Below are 16,064 nucleotides of genomic sequence, written 5' to 3' on the forward strand. Positions count from 1 at the left end.
CCGCGACCTGAAGATCAACTTCCATTGCGAGTTCCGCGTCGACACCGGCCTCATCGACCGGGAGGCCCTGCGCACCCTGCGCCGCGCCGGCATGGACCTGGCGCTCCTTGGCATGGAGACCGGGTCGCCCGGCATGATGAAGCGGTTCCGCAAGGGAACCACGGTGGAGTACAACTTCGATGCCGCCCGCATGTTCAAGCAGGAGGGCATCGAGCTCGAACCCGGCTGGATCATGATCGAGCCCGGCACGACGGTCGACGAACTCTGGGAGAACCTGGAGTTCATCGTGGCCTCCCGGGTGCACGAGAGCGAGAACCCGTTCTTCCTGATCAACAGGGCCATCGCGCTCCGCGGCACCGAGATCTACGACAAGGCCACGCGGTACGAGGAGCCCGACATCGCCGGGGTGGAGGGCGCTGCCGGGGAGGTGCTGCGGCAGGCCCGCCGTGACTACTACGTCGAGGACGAGCGCGTGGAACACCTGTGGACGGCCTGGAGCAGGGTGTCCTCGGAGATCAACGACCGCAAGGAGAACGAGGCTCCGTTCCTGGCGCAGAGCATCACGGACGCTGTCCGTGCCGGGCGCGGCACCGGCGCCAAGTCCCTGCGCCCCTTGCTTGGCCGGCTGCGCCGTTGGGACCACGGGCTCGACGAGCTGCTCGTGGCCTTCCTCAACACGGGGCTGCTGCTCGCGGACGAGAACCCGCCCCAACTCGCCGACCGGCTGGAGACCGAACTGCGCGCCATGATCACCGCGTACGACCGAGAACACCTCGGCCACACGTTCCCGGACTTCGTCGTCGAGACGGCGAAGGCGTGCGGTGAGCACGCCCTCGCACGGGTGAGGGGCTGACCGATGACCAGCAAGCGGATCCGATTCGCGGCCGTGGGCGCCGGAAGGGTGTTCCAGCGCTACCACCTGCCCTGCGCCGATGCCCGGGACGCCATGGACCTTGTGGGTCTGGTGGACAGCGACATCGAGCGCGCCCGGGAGCTGATGGCGGACCGTCCACAGGTATGGACCGGTACCTCTGTCGACCGGCTCATCCAGGAGACGCGCCCGGACCTGATCAGCGTCTGTACGCCCAACGACGCCCACGCGGAGCCGGTCCTGGCGGCGCTTGACGCCGGCATCGCGGTGCTCTGCGAGAAGCCCCTCGCCGCCACGGTGGAGGAGGCGCGGCGGATGGTGGCCCACCCGGCCGCCGAGAAGCTGCTGGGCGTGAACATGCCCTTCCGCTTCCACCCGCTGCTGAAGCCGTTCGCCGACTTGGTACGCTCCGGCGCGCAGCGCGTCGAGTTCTCCTTCGCCACCCCCGGCAACCGGGTGTGGCGGGCTTGCACCCCCTGGTACGACGACGCGCGGCGGGCCGGCGGCGGGGCCCTTCTGGACCTGGGACCGCACGCCATCGACCTGCTCATGGCAGTCTTCGGCCCGCCGGTCGTCGAGGCATGCGAGGTGGACACGCCGGATCTCGAGCAGCGGGTCCGGGTGGACATGTCGTTCCAGGGCGTACCGGCGACGTTGCGGATCGACCGGGCCGCGCGCCGACTGGAGACATCGGTCACCGTCACCACCGCGGACGGTGACCACGTCCTTGATCTGCGCCGCAACGAGCTGCGCCGGGCGAACGGCACGGTCGAGGAGGCCGGGCAGGGACCAGAGCTCGCCGCGATCTCGGCGTACTTCGACACGGTGACGGGTGCCGCCACCCCGCACGGAAAGGTCAGTGCCCAGGAGGCCCTGGAGGTGCAGCTCGTGGTGGAGTCCGCCTACGGGTGCGCCAGGGGCGTGGCCGCTCCTCTGGCGTAGGGACACAGGGGGTCATCCGAGGAAGCGGGCCACTTCGGTGCAGAAGCGCTCAGGTTCGGTGCGATGCACGTAGTGGCCCGCGTCGATGGCGAGGAGTCGCCCCTGCGGCACCGCCTCGGCGACCTCGGCCAGCAGGGACCGGGGAACGGGGCTGGACAGCCCGCCACTGATCACCAGCGTCTCGGCGGTGACCTCCCCGAGCCGCTGCCACCACCCCGGATCCGCCTTCCTGAGGCCGTCGATGATCGGGCGCACCGCCATGCCGTCCAGCTCTCCCGCCCTGCGCAGCTCGCGGAACTCCCGGTACAGGGAGATAACGGGTCGCTGGCTGTCGGCCTGCCGTGACCGCTCCCGCAGCTCCGCCTCCGCGGCCGCGTCCCGCGGGGGTGGAGGTGTGTCCTCGATCACCAGCTTGCGGACCCGGGAGGGATGGCGCTGGGCGATGAGCCAGGCGACATGACCGCCCATGGAGTGCCCCACCAGGTCGACGGTGTCCAGACGGTGACCGTCGATCAGGAACATCACGTCCCGGTACATCAGCTCGAAGGTGTACGCGTCGGCCCGGGGACTCTGCCCGTGCCCGCGAAGGTCCGGTACGTACAGTCGGCGTTCCTGTGGTCTCAGCGCGGATACGAGCCGGTCCCAGCTCCGTCCCGTGTTCCCCAGCGCGTGCAGCAGAACCGTCGCTCTCCCCGCCGGATCACCGGATATCCGGCATCTCAGCGTCAACGGGCCCTCGTTCGCACGCTTCTGACCTGTCTCGTACGCATCATGCAGCACGCAGCGATGCTATCAATGGCCATAGGATGCAGGTGACTTCCGCTGCACGGGAATGAATGGACTTCACATGGTCAGCAAGACGACATCACGGCAGCGCCAGGTTCCCGGGACCACCCTCGCGGACATCGCCGACGCGGTGGGTCTGCAGGAGGGCGCGGCCGGAGTCCGGTCCGTTATCGCCGCCTTCCGCCGCCTCGGCAGCCCCGCGGTGAAGGATGTGAGCAGGGCGACCTCCCTGCCCGTGCCGCTCGTGGCCGCCGTCGCCGGCGAGTTCCGCAAGCGGGGGCTACTGACCAAGGAGCGTCCGTCCTCACTCACCCCGGAGGGCAGATCTTTGTCCGACACCCTCGGCATGGGGCTCGACCTGTCGTCGGTGTGCCGCTCCTGTGACGGTAACGAGATCGTGATCCCCCCGGAGCTGGCCGGCGCGGTGGAGGAGCTGCGGGAGATCATGGCGGCCGGTCCCGTGGCCGACCTCTCCCTGGACCAGTCGCACTGCACGGCCGAGACCAAGGTGCGCAGGATCCTTGCGCTGATCGACGCGGGCCTACTGCCCGGCAGCTCCCTGGTGTTAATCGGGGACGACGACCTGGTCTCGCTCGCGATCGGCGTCGTCGGGCGCGCTCTGGGGATTCCGCTCACCTCACGGCTGGCCGTGGTCGACATCTCCGAGGACTTCCTCGACTTCATCGCGGACACGGCGACCGATCTGGACCTGCCCGTCGACCTCACCCAGCACGACCTGCGACGGCCTCTGCCGCAGCGGCTGCGAGGCCAGTTCGACGCGGCCATGACCGACCCGCCGTACACCGCCGAAGGCGCGCGCCTGTTTCTCTCCAGGGCCGTGGAGGCGCTCGACGACGGCCCGGCGCGCAGCATCTTCTTCTCCTTCGGAGCCAAGGGCCCGAACGACATGCTGGACGTTCAGCGGGAGATCATCGACCTGGGCCTCGTCACCCACTCCATGATCCGCAACTTCAACGAGTACGAAGGCAGCGGAATCCTCGGCGGGACGGGGTTCTTCCAGCATCTGCTGACCACCAACACCACCGGCCTGACCGTGACCGACACGTACGACGGTCCGCTCTACACCCGCGAGAAGCGGCGCCGGCGTCGGGCATACCGCTGTATGAACTGTGACGAACGGTTCGAGGTGGGGTTCGAGGCGCCCTGGAGTTCGGTGACCGCCCTGCAGGAGGCCGGCTGCCCGAAGTGCGGGGAGCGGCGGTTCCGTCCCGGCACCCTCGTCGAGGAGGAGAACGGTCGCTGAGGCGACGCCGATCCATTCAATCCGGCACATCGGCCCGCAGCTACAATCAAGCCCATCATGCATGATGACTCCGCCAGTAGTTTCACGGTCCGCTCGGCCCAAGAGAGCGACATCTCACGATTGGCCGAATTCGAGGTGGAGATCGCGAAGATCTCCTTCGCTGAGGACGCCATCACGGCCGTGGCCGTGCACGAGAAAAGGCTGTCCAAGGCGATGGCCCGGTCCCGGGACGGGATGTTCGTGGCGTGCCGCGGCGACCGGCCGACCGACGGCTGGGTCTGGATCACGGTGAACACCAACCCCATGAGCGGCCAGCGCTACGCCAACTTCCGGTCCCTGGCGGTAGCGGACGTACCCGAGCGCACGCTGATCGGGGAGCTGCTGCTCCACAGGGGCCTGGAATACGTGCGGTCACAGGGCGTCGAGGAGGTCGTGGGCAAGGTGTACGTGCAGAACGTGCGTATGCGGATGCTCTATCGCAAGTTCGGCTTCGAGGCGACCCATCTGACCATGCGGCTGCGCGGGGTGGGATCCCGGTCATGATCGGGCAGGAATCGCTGGTCAAGTGCGTGGTCTGGGATCTCGACAACACATTGTGGGACGGCATCGCGGTCGAGTCCCGGGACAACACCCTGCCGGCCGCGAAGCTCGAGGTCCTCGACCTGATCGACCGTCTGGCCAGCCGCGGCGTGCTCAACAGCATCGCCAGCCGCTCCGACCCCTCGGTCCTCGCCCTGCTGCGGGCCGACCCGGAGCTGGCGGGACGGTTCTTCGCACCGCAGGTTGCGTGGCAGGACAAGAGCGAGTCCCTGCGCAGGATTGCCGAGGAGCTGGGCATCGGCCTTGCCTCGATGGTCTTGGTCGATGACAGTCCGTATGAACGCGCCGAGGTGAGTTCCGCCTTGCCGCACGTCATCACGCTCGCCCCGGAAGAGGCCGGTGCGCTGCTCGACCTGCCCGCCCTCGACCCGTCACGGATGACCGCGGAGAGCCTGGACCGGGTCGACCGCTACCGCGCGGAGGAGCAGCGCAAAGAGGCCGAAGGGTCCTTCGCCGGCTCGCGGGAGGACTTCCTGCGGTGGTGCGGCATGCGCGTGCGGGTGTTCCCCGCGCGGCAGGGCGATGCCAGGCGGATCGCCGAGTTGGCCGCGCGTACGCATCGGCTCAACTCCAGCGGCATCGCGCTGGACCTTGAGCGGGTCAGGTCACTGATCGACGACCCGCGCTGGTTCGTGCCCGTGGTGGAGCTGTCCGACCGGTTCGGCGACTACGGCTTGGTCGGGACAGCCGTCACCGCACTGTCCGCCCCGGACCTGCCGGACGGGTGGGACGTCCAGCTGTTCACGCTGTCCTGCCGGGTGGCAGGCCGCGGGGTATCCGAGGCATTCCTGCGCTGGCTCCTCGACCAGGCCCGCACGGCGGGCGCCGACCTCGTGCGGACGCCGGTGCGGATCGGCGAGGCCAATCTGGAACTGCGGCTGCTGCTGAGACAGTTCGGGTTCCGTGCCGAACCGGCGCCTGGACCAGCCCCCGGACAGGCACCCCGGAGCAGCGGGGGCCAGCAGGTCACGTTCACCCGTCGGCCTGTGGACGGTCCGCTGCCCGTCGCTCCCGCATGGATCGAGATTGAGGTCGAAGTAGAGTCATGACGTCCGCCGAAACACATGGGGAACTGGAGCGGGTGCTCCGGGAGTTGATCGCCGAGGCGATCGGAGCGGAGGGGCAGACCCTCGCCCGGCTGCCCGCCGACACGCGGCTGTTCGGCGCCGAAGTGTCCCTGAACTCGCTGGCGGGTCTGCGGCTCATCAGCCGGGTGCACGAACGGTTCGGCGTGGACATCGCTGCGGAGGACCTCAACCTGGACGCGCTGGAGTCCATCGCGTCGCTTCGCGATTTCGTCGCCCAGCGCACGTGATCCACCTCGTCACCGCCGACGTCGCCGCCCCCCACGGCCCCCGCGAGCAGCACAGGGCCGGGCGGGTGGCTGCGGCGGGCGCTCTGCGGCGGGCCGGGAGTACGGAGGTGGAGGTGGGGCGGCGCCCCGACGGGGTGCCCAAGTTTCCGGCCGGGTTCGCCGGTTCGATCGCCCACACGTCGCACCTGGCGATTGCCGCCGTATGCCGCGCCGAAGAGGCCCGGGGCATCGGCGTCGACCTGGAGACGGATACGGTGCAGGAGCGCCTGCACCGTATCCTGCTGCGGGAGGATGAACGCGAGAACCTCTGGGTACCCGCCGACGAACCCACACTGAGGCGGCTCTTCGTCGCCAAGGAGGCCGCGTTCAAGGCGTTCTCGGCGTGCGAGGAGCCTGTGGCGCGGATGTTCTGGCGTATTCGGCTCGAACGGATGGCGTCCGGCGTCGACGGTCTGCTTGCTCGGGCAGGCGATGAACGTGCATGGGTCCGGGTGCAGGCGGACGGCGACCGGGCCTGGGCCGTGGCCGTACTGCTCAGGCCGGAACAGGCGTCAGCGAACCGACCGGTGCAGGCGGGAGATATTGATGCGCTCGGGGCCGAGAGACTTCTCGATCTCGGCGATCATCAGCTCGCCGTTGAGCCGCCCGTAGGCCAGCAGGTCGATATTGGCGAGGTTGAACTCGGGCCAGGTGTGGACGGTGAGGTGGGAGGCGGACAGCAGCAACATCCCGGTGACGGCGCCGTTGGGAAAGACGTGGGATGACTCGTCGAGCACCGTGGCCTTACCCGCGGTGGCCGCACGGCGGAGAATCGACAGGAGTGCTTCTTCGTCCGTCAGGATGCTTACGTCCTTGACCCAGACTTCGACGGCATAAGAACAGAGCTCGCCTTCCACGATCTCAATGACGTCGTTCGAGGGACTGTTCACTGCCGCGCTTTGCTCTATGGTCACCTCGTCAGCTTACAGACTGCTCATACAAGTTGGCACATCAAAAAATCCGGCTGTCCACGTCGACGTAGCTGTTCAGCGGGATCAGACACCCCGTCAGCCCAGTCATCACCGGCCTCCACCGGCCGACCAGCCTGACCCTGCTGAACAGCTGCACATCGACGACCCGGCTGACCGGAACCCGCCCCTGCTGTCGCTCAGGAGCGCGTACTGGTCACGAGGTAGTCCACGATGGCCGAGACCGTCTGCTGATGCCAGACCAGATTGGCCGGGAGCTTGCGCTCCAGGAGCCGTTCCAGCCGGCGGCGCAGAACGATCGCCATCACGGAGTCCAGACCCATTTTCAACAGCGACCGGTCCGGGTCGAGCTCTGCCGGATCCAGCTTCATCTCACTGACGACGACCGACACCGTCTGCTCGTGCAGCAGCGTCCGGAGCTCGTCCTCGGACAGCTCGCCGAGATTCCGGAAGTCGGTCGTCATCCCCTGCTGCCCTGACGCCGCCGTTTCGTCGGCGAGGTCGCGCAGCAGACCCGTTCGGCGCGCGCCGTCCGGGAGCGGCACCGTGCGCAGCACCGCAAGAGAGGCGACGCCGACCCGACCGGCTTGTTCCCAGGCGCCGAAGGCCTCGGGTGGCGTGATGTCCCCGACACCATGGGCCTGGAGCTCGGCGTTCACGGCTGCGTTGGCCGCCATGCCCATGCCCCGCCAGGACGTCCACGCCAGGCTCATGCTGCCGACGGCACCGAGGGTGTGGTCGTACGCGGCCATGGCGTCGAGGAACGCATTGGCGGACGCGTAGGCGGCCTGGCCGGTCAGGCCCAGGAAATGCCCGCACGACGAGAAGTGGACCAGGAAATCGAGAGTTCCCGGTGGGAAGAGCCGGTGCAACGTCAGTGCGCCACCGGCCTTCGGCCGCATCACCGCCGCCAGGGAGTCGGCGTCGAGCCGGTCGACGAGCTGGTCCTCCAGTACGCCTGCGGCGTGCACGACCCCACGGATCGGGGGCATGCCCAGCGCGTCCGGGGTCAGGGCTGCTGCCGCCGCCTCGGCGTCGGACAGGTCGACAGACAGCACCCGTACGGTCGCCCCGAGGGCTTCGAGCCCTCGGACGGTCTCGATACGATGCGCCTGGACCGCGTCGGTGACGGCGTCCCACTGAGACCGGGGCGGCAGCGCACCCCGCCCGGCGAGCACGAGGCGACGCGCCCCCCGCTCCACCAGCCAACGGGCGATGTCGCCGCCCAGACTGCCCAGGCCGCCCGTGACGAGATACGTGCCGTCCGGCCTGCACCGCAGCGGGTCCTGGTCCGCGCCCGTACCGGAGCGGACCAGCCGGTTCGCCAAGGCCCCGCCCTCGCGGACCGCGACGACGTCCTCGCCCGGGTTCGCGGCGATGACGGCAAGCGCGGCGGCAAGGTCGTCCCTCGTATGCCACCGAGCGAGGTCGAGCGTGCCGCCCCACAGTTCGGGGTGCTCTCCGCCGATGACCCGGCCAAGACCCCACCGGGCCGCCTGGGCCACGGCCTCAAGGCAGGCCGCCTCGCGGACACCGGAGGTCAGCGACCAGAGCCTCGCCATACCGAGCGGCCATGTGCCGAGCCGCTGCGCAGCCTGCGCGAGCAGCCACGCTTCCCGTACGGCCCGGTCCCCGGCCTCCTGCCCAGACTGCTCTGTCAGCGGCAGCACGAGCACGTCCACAGGCCCGGTCACCTGGTCGCGCAAGGCTCCGAGACCGTCCGGATTCTCCGTCGCAAGGCAGAAGAGCCCAAGGTCCTTGGCCATGGCCCGGAGTTCTGCCGTCAGTTCGCCGTCCGCGCCGATCAGCACCAGGGATCGGGGCGGGCGGGGGGCGTCAGCACCCTCAAGGGACAGCGGCTTCCAGTCCATCCGGAACAGCAGATCTCCGGGTGTGCCGGGACGCGTCTCGACCTCCGCACCCGCGTATCGCACCCCGGCGAGCACGGCCACGGTCCGCCCGTCCTCAGCGGCGATCCGCACATGCACCGTGCCGTGGGCGTCGGCGACCGGGCCCTCGACGCGCGCCTCGATGCGGGCGCGGGCCGGGGGCTCGCCTGTGGTCCACACGTGGCCGGCCCCGGCCACCACCCGCAGCACGGCGGGTCCGGGGAAGGCGACGGCCGCCATGGACAGCGCAGCGTCGAACAGCGGCGCCCAGGTCGTCGCGCCAAGGGCCCGCTCGTCGGGCGCGACGATGTCCGCGCGCAGCCCCTCCGGGACGCGCTCCAGGCGTTCCACGCGCCAGGGGAAGGCCATGGCCGGCACGCCGACCGAGGCGAGGTCGGCGTGGATCCGGTCCAGGGGGAGCTGTGTACCCTCTCCGGCTTCGGCGGCCGGAAGGGACGGCGGCGAGGGCGCGCCGGATGCGCCGTACACGGAGGCCACCGCGTGGGTCAGCCACTGCGGCCCGTCCGTGTCCGGGCCGCCCGCGTCCGGGTCGGCGGTCCTGGACAGCAGGCGGACCACGCCGTCCTGCGCGATCACGTCGATGTCCCGGGCCGTGGCCAGGGTCAGCGGCAGGTCGAACGACACGTCGGAGAGGCCGTACGGCCCTTCGCCCCGCCCCACCGCGTCCAGGAACGTCTGAAGGACGACGGCCGCCGGGATGATCTCCACGCCGTGGATGGCGTGGCTGCCCGGATACGGCCGGGACTCCATGTCGACGCGGGTACGCCAGACGTCCAGCGGCGTGTTCCCCGCCAGGGTGGTCCGCGGCCCCAGCACGGTACGGCTCGTCGTGTCGTGCCGTCCGCGGTCGGCCCTGCGGACCGGCAGGTCACGCCAGTACCGCTGGCGCCGCCAGCTTCGGGCCGGGAGCGACAGGGGCTCCGCACCCGGGGCCGAGGCCCAGTCGAGGGCGGCTCCGTGGCAGTACAGCACCCCTGCGTTCGCAAGGAGCTGCTCCCGCTCCCCGGTGTTCCGGCGCAGGGAGCCGACGACACAGTGCCCCTTGGCGCCGACCGTGTCCAGCGTCTCCTGGAGGGAGTGCCCGACCACCGGGTGGGCCGACACCTCCAGGAAGGTTCTGAACCCGTCCTCGGCCGCGGCGGCCACGGCGCCGGACAGCCGTACCGGGCTGCGCAGATTGGTGGCCCAGTAGGCGCCGTCGCGCAGGGCCGCGTCACGCGGGTCCTCCAGCGCGGTGCTGTAGACGGGGATACGGGGCGCGTGAATGGTGAGGTCGGCCGCGGCCTCGGCGAGCTCCTTCAACAGGGGCTCCATCTGCGGGCTGTGGAAGGCCACGTCACTGTCGACCCGGCGCACCAGCACGTCCGGGTCCGCCGCCAGCTCCTTGGCGAGGGCGTCGATCTCCGCCACCGCCCCGGCCACCACTGTCGTCGTGGGTGAGGCGAGGACCGCGGGCACCACGCCGTCGGCGCCGGTCAGCCGGGCGGCGGCCTCGTCGGCGGGCAGGCCGATCATCAGCATGCCGCCGGCTCCGGCCACCCGGCGCAGCAGAACGCTGCGGCGGCACACCAGCCGGGCGCCGTCCTCAAGCGACAGAATTCCGGCCACCGCTGCGGCCGCGATCTCCCCCATCGAGTGGCCGATGACGGCCGCGGGCTCCGCCCCGAGCGACCGCCAGACGGCGACGAGGCCCATCTGGACCGCGTAGATCATCGCCTGGGCGATGTCGATGTGGGTGACGTCGCCGTCCTCGATCATCTGCCGGGCCGTCGTGCCGGTCTCCTTGGCGAAGACCGGCCCGATCTCGTCGATCACCTTGGCGAAGACGGGGTCCGTGGCCAGCAGTTCGCGGCCCATGCCCGCCCACTGGGCGCCGGTTCCGGAGAAGACCCACACCGCTGTGTCCTGGCCCTCGTCCGCCACCGTGCCCTCGGTGAGGCCGGGTGCCGTGTCCCCCGCGGCGACGCGGCGCAGCCCGCTCTCCAGCTCCGCGTGGTCGGCGGCGACGACGGCGGCACGGCGGTCCAGGTGGCTGCGCCGGGCCCCGAGGTCCTGCGCGAGCGCTGCGAGCGAGACACCCGCGCCCGGTCCGCTCAGCCAGTCGGCGAGCCTGGCCGCGTCCTCCCGGACGGTCGCCTCGGACCGGCCGGAGAGCGGGAACAGGCGGGGCAGGGCCGCGCCGTCCCCGGGCGCGGCCGGAGGCTCGGGACGTGCCGGTGCCTCCTCCAGGACAACGTGCCCGATGGTGCCGCCATAGCCGAAGCTGGAGACACCGGCCCGACGGGGCCGCTCCCCACGGGGCCATGGCGTGCGTTCCGTGGTCACCCGGAGTCGTGACTCCGCCCAGCGGATACGCGGGTTGGGGGTGGAGAAGTGCACGCTGGGCGGGATCTCCTCGTGCACGAGCGCCAGGATCGTCTTGATCATCCCTGCGATCCCCGAACCGGCTTCCAGGTGCCCGATGTTGCCCTTCACCGAGCCTATGAGGCAGGGGCTGTCCGCCGGGCGGTCCGCGCCGAAGACCGCGGCGAGCGCACCGATCTCCAGCGGATCGCCCGCCACGGTCCCGGTGCCGTGTGCCTCCACGTAGTCGACGGTGCCCGGGGCGATGCAGCACCGCTCGTACGTCCTGCGCAGCAGGTCCGCCTGCGCTTCGCCGTTGGGCGCCATGATGCCCTCGGTACGCCCGTCCTGGCTCACCCCGCTGCCGCGGATCACCGCAAGGACGCGGTCTCCCGCCCGCTCGGCGTCCGACAGGCGCTTGAGGACGAGCACGCCCGCCCCCTCGCCCCGACCGTAGCCGTCCGCCGAGGCGTCGAACGGCTTGCTGCGGCCGTCCGGTGAGGTGGCGCCTGCACGGTCCAGAGTCACCGAGAGGCCGGGCGCGACCATGAGGTTCACGCCTGCGGCCAGGGCCACGTCGGACTCCCCGGAGAGCAGGCTCCGGCAGGCCAGGTGGACGCCGACCAGAGAGGCGGAGCACGCGGTGTCCACGGCGAGGCTGGGGCCGCGCAGGTCGAGACTGTGGGAGATGCGGTTCGCGGTGGCACACAGGGCCGCGCCGATACCGGTCCAAGGCTCGATCCGGTCCAGGTCCTCGAGCAGTCGGCGCCCGTAATCGTCCGAGCCGACGCCCACGAAGACACCGCAGTTGCTGCCGCCCAGACTGAGCGGAGGGACGCCCGCGTGTTCCAGGGCTTCCCACGCCAGCTCAAGCAGCAGCCGCTGCTGCGGGTCCATCAGCTCGGCCTCGCGCGGCGAGATGCCGAAGAACTCCGCGTCGAAACCGGCGATGTCCGTGAGGAAGCCGCCGCGGGAGGTGGTGTTCCGCAGGACGGCCGCGTGATTGTGCCCGGTCTCCGCGTACGGCGCCCAGCGCTCCGCCCCGTCCCCGATGCCGTCCCGGCCCTGGACCAGGAGGTCCCAGAAGGCTTCGGGGGAGTCGGCGTCACCGGGAAACCGGCAGCTCAGCCCGACGACGGCGATGGGTTCCTCGAGCCCGGCGGTCCCGGGCCCGGCGGTGTCCGGCCCCAAGGTGGGGGCTCCCGAGCTCGTCATGCCTGGCTCCCCTCAGTGCCCACCGCGCGCCAAGAGGGGGCCTCAAGCACCGTGACGACTGCCGCGGTGATCATGATTCCGGGTCCGGCGCTCAGCATCAGGAGGTGGTCCCCGGGGCTCACCTGCCCGTCCTCGACGAGGTGGTTGAGCTGCAGCCCGACGTCGGCGGCGCCGGCGTGGCCCACGTCGCGGAAGAAGTCGACGGCGCCAAGGGACGCGTCCAGACCCATCGGCCGCAGGTGGCTGTCCAGGAAGTCCGCGGTGCCCGCCCCGAGGTGGAGCACCTTCGACAGGTCCGCCACGTCGATACCCGCCTCGCCCGTGACCTGCTCGATCAGCTTCGACCCGCTGGCGGCGTAATCCTGACCGATCTCGGACGCCTTCGGGCCCAGCTCCTCGACCATCGCCTCCAGATGCTCGTTCATGTCGAGCTTCCGTCCGGTGGTCAGCGCGGGCGGGAAGATCGGTGCGTGCCCGCGGTTGAGGATCTCGAACTGAGGGAGCGACACCGACTCGACGGAGCGCAGCGCGGCCCAGCCGGACCGCTTCGACAGCACGACCGCCGCGGCCGCGTCGGCGAGCACCGCGTCACGGTGGGCGTGCCAGCGGTCGACCGAGGGGGCGCCGAAGTTGTCCGCGCTGCTCACCACGGCGCCGGTCCGGGACGGCGCGCACAGCAGGTACCCGGCGGCCATCTCGAGGGCGGCGAGGAACGCGTTGCACCCCTGCTCCACTGTCAGAGCCGGGATCGGGGTGCCAAGGGTGGAGCGCAGGATGTAGTGCGGCGCCGACCAGCCGTCAGGGCCCTGGTGGTAGGCACAGGAGTGGACGAGGATGTCGACGTCCTCCCGGCCGAGCCCCGAGCGGCCCACCGCCTGCCGGACGGCCGCCACCGCCATGTCCGGCGCGGAGACGCCGTCGGAGACGGCGATGTTCTGCCATCCGCAGGACTCCATCCGCTCCTTGTCGTACAAGCCGCGCCGGACTGCCTCGGCCACACTCACCCTGGGCGGGATGTGCGCCCCGGTCCCGGCTAGGAAGATGTTCTCTGTTTTCACTCTCTCGCTTCCTTACTGACCGGTCCGGGGCCTGATGACCTTCCCAGTCTCGGTGGTCGGCAACTCCGCCACGGCGGCGAATACATGGGGAACCCGGGACGGCGACAGCTGCTCCCGGCAGAAGCGGCTCAGTTTGTCGAGGTCGACCGTGCCGGGTGTCACCGTCGCGCTGATCCGCTGTCCGAGGAGCGGGTCGTCCACACCAGTCACCAAACAGGAGGCGACGGCCGGGAAGGCGAGCAGGACGGTTTCGATCTCCTCGGGGCTGACCTTGGCGCCCGCGACGTTGATGCTCGTGGACAGGCGCCCGGCGAGGACGAGCTCCGATGATTCCCACCGGGCCAGGTCGCCCGTGGTGAATCCGCCGGACAGCGAGGTCGCGTCGACGGTCTCCGCCTCGGCGTAACCGAGCATCATCGAAGGGGACGTGACGGTCACAAGCCCTGTCCCCGCCAGGGAACCGCTGTCGCCGTCGGCCCCCGGGACCGGGGCAAGCCGGACGTCCACCCCGGGCAGGGGCGCGCCCGGCCCCAGCATGCCCGGCCGTCGCGGGGCGGGGGCGCTCACACAGATCGGCCCGGTCTCGGTGGTCCCGTAGACCTGGCCGGTGTGGCCGCCGAGCCTGGTCTCGACCAGTTCGGTGGTGTGCGCGTCAAGAGCCATACCGGCGGACAGGAACCCGGCCGTAAGGCCCTCGTGCGGGGCGGTGCGGGCGGCCTTGGCAAGCAGCCGCAGCATGGGGGGCACACCGACGAAGAGCGTCACGTCACCGGCGGCGAGCTCACGCAGCAGCATGCGGGGTTTGCCAGGCTTCAGAAAGCGGACGGGGGCGCCCGCCAGGGGGGCGGCGAGGGCGCACAGTCCGAAGCCGTACGCGTGCTGCAGGGGTACGGGACAGAGCAGTCGGCTCTCCGGTCCAAGGCCCAGGGCCGTGCGGTAGTGCTCCCCCTCGGCCATCAGGGCGGAGGCGGAGCGCAACGCGACCCGGGGGTACCCGGTGGTTCCCGAGGTGATCTGTGCCGTGGCCGCCTCGTCGAATGCCTGGCCCCGCGCTGCTTCCCGACCGGTTGCCAGGGCACGGCTCAGCGTCCGTGCGCCGCAGGACGCGGTCGTGACCGGAAGGGCCAGCGGCGACTCGTGGGCGGCCGAGAGGAAGTCGAGCGCGCAGCGTTCCTGGATCCGCCGCAGCTCCCACGGGGTCAGCTGGCGCGAGAGCGGTACGGCGACTGCCCCCGTGGAGATGATCGCGAACACATCGCTGACGAACTCGGCCGCAGGCCAGGCAATGGTTCCCACCAGGACGCCCGGCCCGACACCCGCCGCACGCCAGGCACGGGCCTTGGCATCGACGCCTTCGAGCAGCTGCCGCGCGCTGGTCGCCCCGGAGTCGTCGCTGATCAACAGCGTATCCCCCAGGCGGGCGCACTGGTCGTGCAGAAGGGAGAGCAGCGCCTCACGCGCGTGGGTCATCCGAGGCTGACCAGCGCGCGCTGCAGTGCCCCTGCCGTCTTGTCGAGGACGGACTGGGTGTGCGCGGTGCTCAGGAACCACGGCTCCAGCGCGTTGGGGTGGAAGTACACGCCTTCCCTCTGGGCCAGGATCTGGAACCGGCGGTGCTGGGAGAAGTTGAAGGCCTCGGCGAGGTCGCGCAGCGTGTCGCTCCTTTCCAGCGGCTTCTTGAGCAGGGCCACGCACATCAGGGTGCCGACGCGGCTGATGTGCACCGGCCGCTTCTCGGTGGCAAAGACCTCGCGCACCATGTTCTCCGTGGCGGCGCCGATGCCTTCGAGCTCGTCGTAGAGGCCGCGCTGCGCACGGATCTTGGTCAGCATGGTGACGACCGCGCGGAGGGACCCGTGGTTTCCGGCGTAGACGCCGGCGTGGTGCGCCTCGTTCGTGGCGAACAGCCGCATCGCCGTCTTCCGTCCGCCGACGGCGGCGACGGGGAACCCCCCGCCCATGACCTTGGACAGCACCGTGAGGTCGGGTTCGACGCCGTAGCGTTCCTGCGCGCCCCCTCGGGCGACCCGGAAACCGGTGATGACCTCGTCGAAGATCAGCATCGAGCCGCTGCGCGAGGTCAGGTCGCGCAGGAGCTGGAGGAAGCCCGGCGCCGGGGGTATCACACCGGCATTGGCCAGAACCGGCTCCAGGATGACCGCCGCTATTCGGGCCCCGTCCCGTGCGAAGAGCTCCTTGATGGCCTCGGGGTCGTTCCACGGCACCTGCGCGGTGTGCTCGAGGGCCCCGGGGATCATTCCCGGCGCCCCGGGAACGACGTCCGTCGGCCGGGTGCCCTGTACCTGAAGCGTGGTCTTGCCCGCGCGCAGGATGGTCTCGCTCCAGCCGTGGTAGTGCCCCTCGAAGGTGACGACCAGCTGGCGGCCCGTAGTGGCACGGGCGAGCCGCAGCGCGGAGGTGACCGCCTCGGTACCGGAATTGGCGAACCTGACCTGCTCTACACCGGGCACCAGTTCGGCGATGAGGGATCCGGCCACGGCGTCCAGTTCGTGCGGCAGACCGGTCATATGGCCCTTCGTGAACTGGTCGGCCACAGCCTCGGCGAGGTCACGGTCGGCGTAACCGAAGACATGGGGACCGTAACCCATGTTGAAATCGACTAACTCGCTGTCTTCGACATCCCAGACCAGGCAGCCGTTGGCGCGCTGCACGACGAGGGGTTGGGGAACGGCCGCGGCGCGCATGCTGCTGCTGACGCCACCCGCGACGACCTCCTTGATGCCCTCAAGGCACTCGGCATTCGTCCGGTGTTCGCTGTCCACGTCCATTGA

Annotated in this window: 11 protein-coding genes and 2 pseudogenes; 7 read left to right on the forward strand and 6 right to left on the reverse strand. The window is 70.5% G+C overall.

Translation table 11 applies throughout. The features are described from left to right. Positions 1–853 (forward strand): annotated as a pseudogene (locus ACH4EW_RS28620) (radical SAM protein); the annotation flags it as partial. A 3-nt stretch (positions 854–856) separates the two neighbouring features. Further along, entirely contained in the window at positions 857–1,813 is a 957-nt protein-coding gene (locus tag ACH4EW_RS28625; protein WP_398261789.1) for a Gfo/Idh/MocA family protein, read from the forward strand. Between the two features lie 12 nt (positions 1,814–1,825). Here the strand turns inward: ACH4EW_RS28625 and ACH4EW_RS28630 are convergent, their stop codons facing one another. After that, positions 1,826–2,593: an alpha/beta fold hydrolase gene (locus ACH4EW_RS28630; protein ID WP_398261791.1), complete on the reverse strand. Its 768-nt coding sequence runs from the start codon at positions 2,591–2,593 to the stop codon at positions 1,826–1,828. 67 nt (positions 2,594–2,660) lie between these two features. Between ACH4EW_RS28630 and ACH4EW_RS28635 the strand changes: the two genes are divergently transcribed. From ACH4EW_RS28635 to ACH4EW_RS28655, 5 genes and pseudogenes are all read left to right on the forward strand, one after another. Beyond that, positions 2,661–3,863, forward strand: coding sequence for a bis-aminopropyl spermidine synthase family protein (locus ACH4EW_RS28635; RefSeq protein WP_398261793.1), 1,203 nt, complete (start codon positions 2,661–2,663; stop codon positions 3,861–3,863). Between the two features lie 57 nt (positions 3,864–3,920). Then, positions 3,921–4,406, forward strand: coding sequence for a GNAT family N-acetyltransferase (locus tag ACH4EW_RS28640; protein WP_398261795.1), 486 nt, complete (start codon positions 3,921–3,923; stop codon positions 4,404–4,406). Next, on the forward strand, positions 4,403–5,512 hold the full coding sequence (locus ACH4EW_RS28645) for an HAD-IIIC family phosphatase (protein WP_398261797.1): 1,110 nt from the start codon (positions 4,403–4,405) through the stop codon (positions 5,510–5,512). The genes ACH4EW_RS28640 and ACH4EW_RS28645 overlap by 4 nt, the downstream gene beginning before the upstream one ends. Further along, positions 5,509–5,778, forward strand: a complete 270-nt coding sequence (locus tag ACH4EW_RS28650) for an acyl carrier protein (RefSeq protein ID WP_398261799.1) — start codon at positions 5,509–5,511, stop codon at positions 5,776–5,778. Before ACH4EW_RS28645 ends, ACH4EW_RS28650 begins: the two co-directional genes overlap by 4 nt. Next, a pseudogene (locus ACH4EW_RS28655) lies at positions 5,775–5,969 on the forward strand (hypothetical protein); the annotation flags it as partial. The gene ACH4EW_RS28650 and the pseudogene ACH4EW_RS28655, both read left to right, overlap by 4 nt. 360 nt (positions 5,970–6,329) lie before the next feature. Here the strand turns inward: ACH4EW_RS28655 and ACH4EW_RS28660 are convergent. From ACH4EW_RS28660 to ACH4EW_RS28680, 5 genes are all read right to left on the reverse strand, one after another. Next, positions 6,330–6,731 carry an S-adenosylmethionine decarboxylase family protein gene (locus tag ACH4EW_RS28660; RefSeq protein ID WP_398261801.1) on the reverse strand — a complete coding sequence of 134 codons (402 nt, stop codon included), beginning with the start codon at positions 6,729–6,731 and terminating at the stop codon, positions 6,330–6,332. A 194-nt stretch (positions 6,732–6,925) separates the two neighbouring features. Next, on the reverse strand, positions 6,926–12,214 hold the full coding sequence (locus ACH4EW_RS28665; protein ID WP_398261803.1) for a beta-ketoacyl synthase N-terminal-like domain-containing protein: 5,289 nt from the start codon (positions 12,212–12,214) through the stop codon (positions 6,926–6,928). Further along, a complete protein-coding gene (locus tag ACH4EW_RS28670; protein ID WP_398261805.1) occupies positions 12,211–13,272 on the reverse strand; it encodes a ketoacyl-ACP synthase III family protein in 1,062 nt (353 codons plus the stop codon). Before ACH4EW_RS28670 ends, ACH4EW_RS28665 begins: the two co-directional genes overlap by 4 nt. A gap of 12 nt (positions 13,273–13,284) precedes the next feature. Next, positions 13,285–14,742: a class I adenylate-forming enzyme family protein gene (locus tag ACH4EW_RS28675; protein ID WP_398261807.1), complete on the reverse strand. Its 1,458-nt coding sequence runs from the start codon at positions 14,740–14,742 to the stop codon at positions 13,285–13,287. Further along, complete coding sequence (locus ACH4EW_RS28680) at positions 14,739–16,055, reverse strand: aspartate aminotransferase family protein (RefSeq protein WP_398261809.1); 1,317 nt, start codon at positions 16,053–16,055, stop codon at positions 14,739–14,741. The genes ACH4EW_RS28675 and ACH4EW_RS28680 overlap by 4 nt, the downstream gene beginning before the upstream one ends. Positions 16,056–16,064: the final 9 nt, after the last annotated feature.

This window comes from Streptomyces sp. NPDC018000, from assembly GCF_044328025.1.
In the GTDB taxonomy this organism is placed as follows: Bacteria; Actinomycetota; Actinomycetes; order Streptomycetales; family Streptomycetaceae; genus Streptomyces.

Coding starts and splice junctions, on each gene's coding strand:
- ACH4EW_RS28635 (WP_398261793.1), top strand. CDS start 2,661: ATGGTCAGCAAGACGACATCACGGCAGCGCCAGGTTCCCGGGACCACC.
- ACH4EW_RS28625 (WP_398261789.1), top strand. CDS start 857: ATGACCAGCAAGCGGATCCGATTCGCGGCCGTGGGCGCCGGAAGGGTG.
- ACH4EW_RS28665 (WP_398261803.1), bottom strand. CDS start 12,214: ATGACGAGCTCGGGAGCCCCCACCTTGGGGCCGGACACCGCCGGGCCC.
- ACH4EW_RS28645 (WP_398261797.1), top strand. CDS start 4,403: ATGATCGGGCAGGAATCGCTGGTCAAGTGCGTGGTCTGGGATCTCGAC.
- ACH4EW_RS28675 (WP_398261807.1), bottom strand. CDS start 14,742: ATGACCCACGCGCGTGAGGCGCTGCTCTCCCTTCTGCACGACCAGTGC.
- ACH4EW_RS28650 (WP_398261799.1), top strand. CDS start 5,509: ATGACGTCCGCCGAAACACATGGGGAACTGGAGCGGGTGCTCCGGGAG.
- ACH4EW_RS28640 (WP_398261795.1), top strand. CDS start 3,921: ATGCATGATGACTCCGCCAGTAGTTTCACGGTCCGCTCGGCCCAAGAG.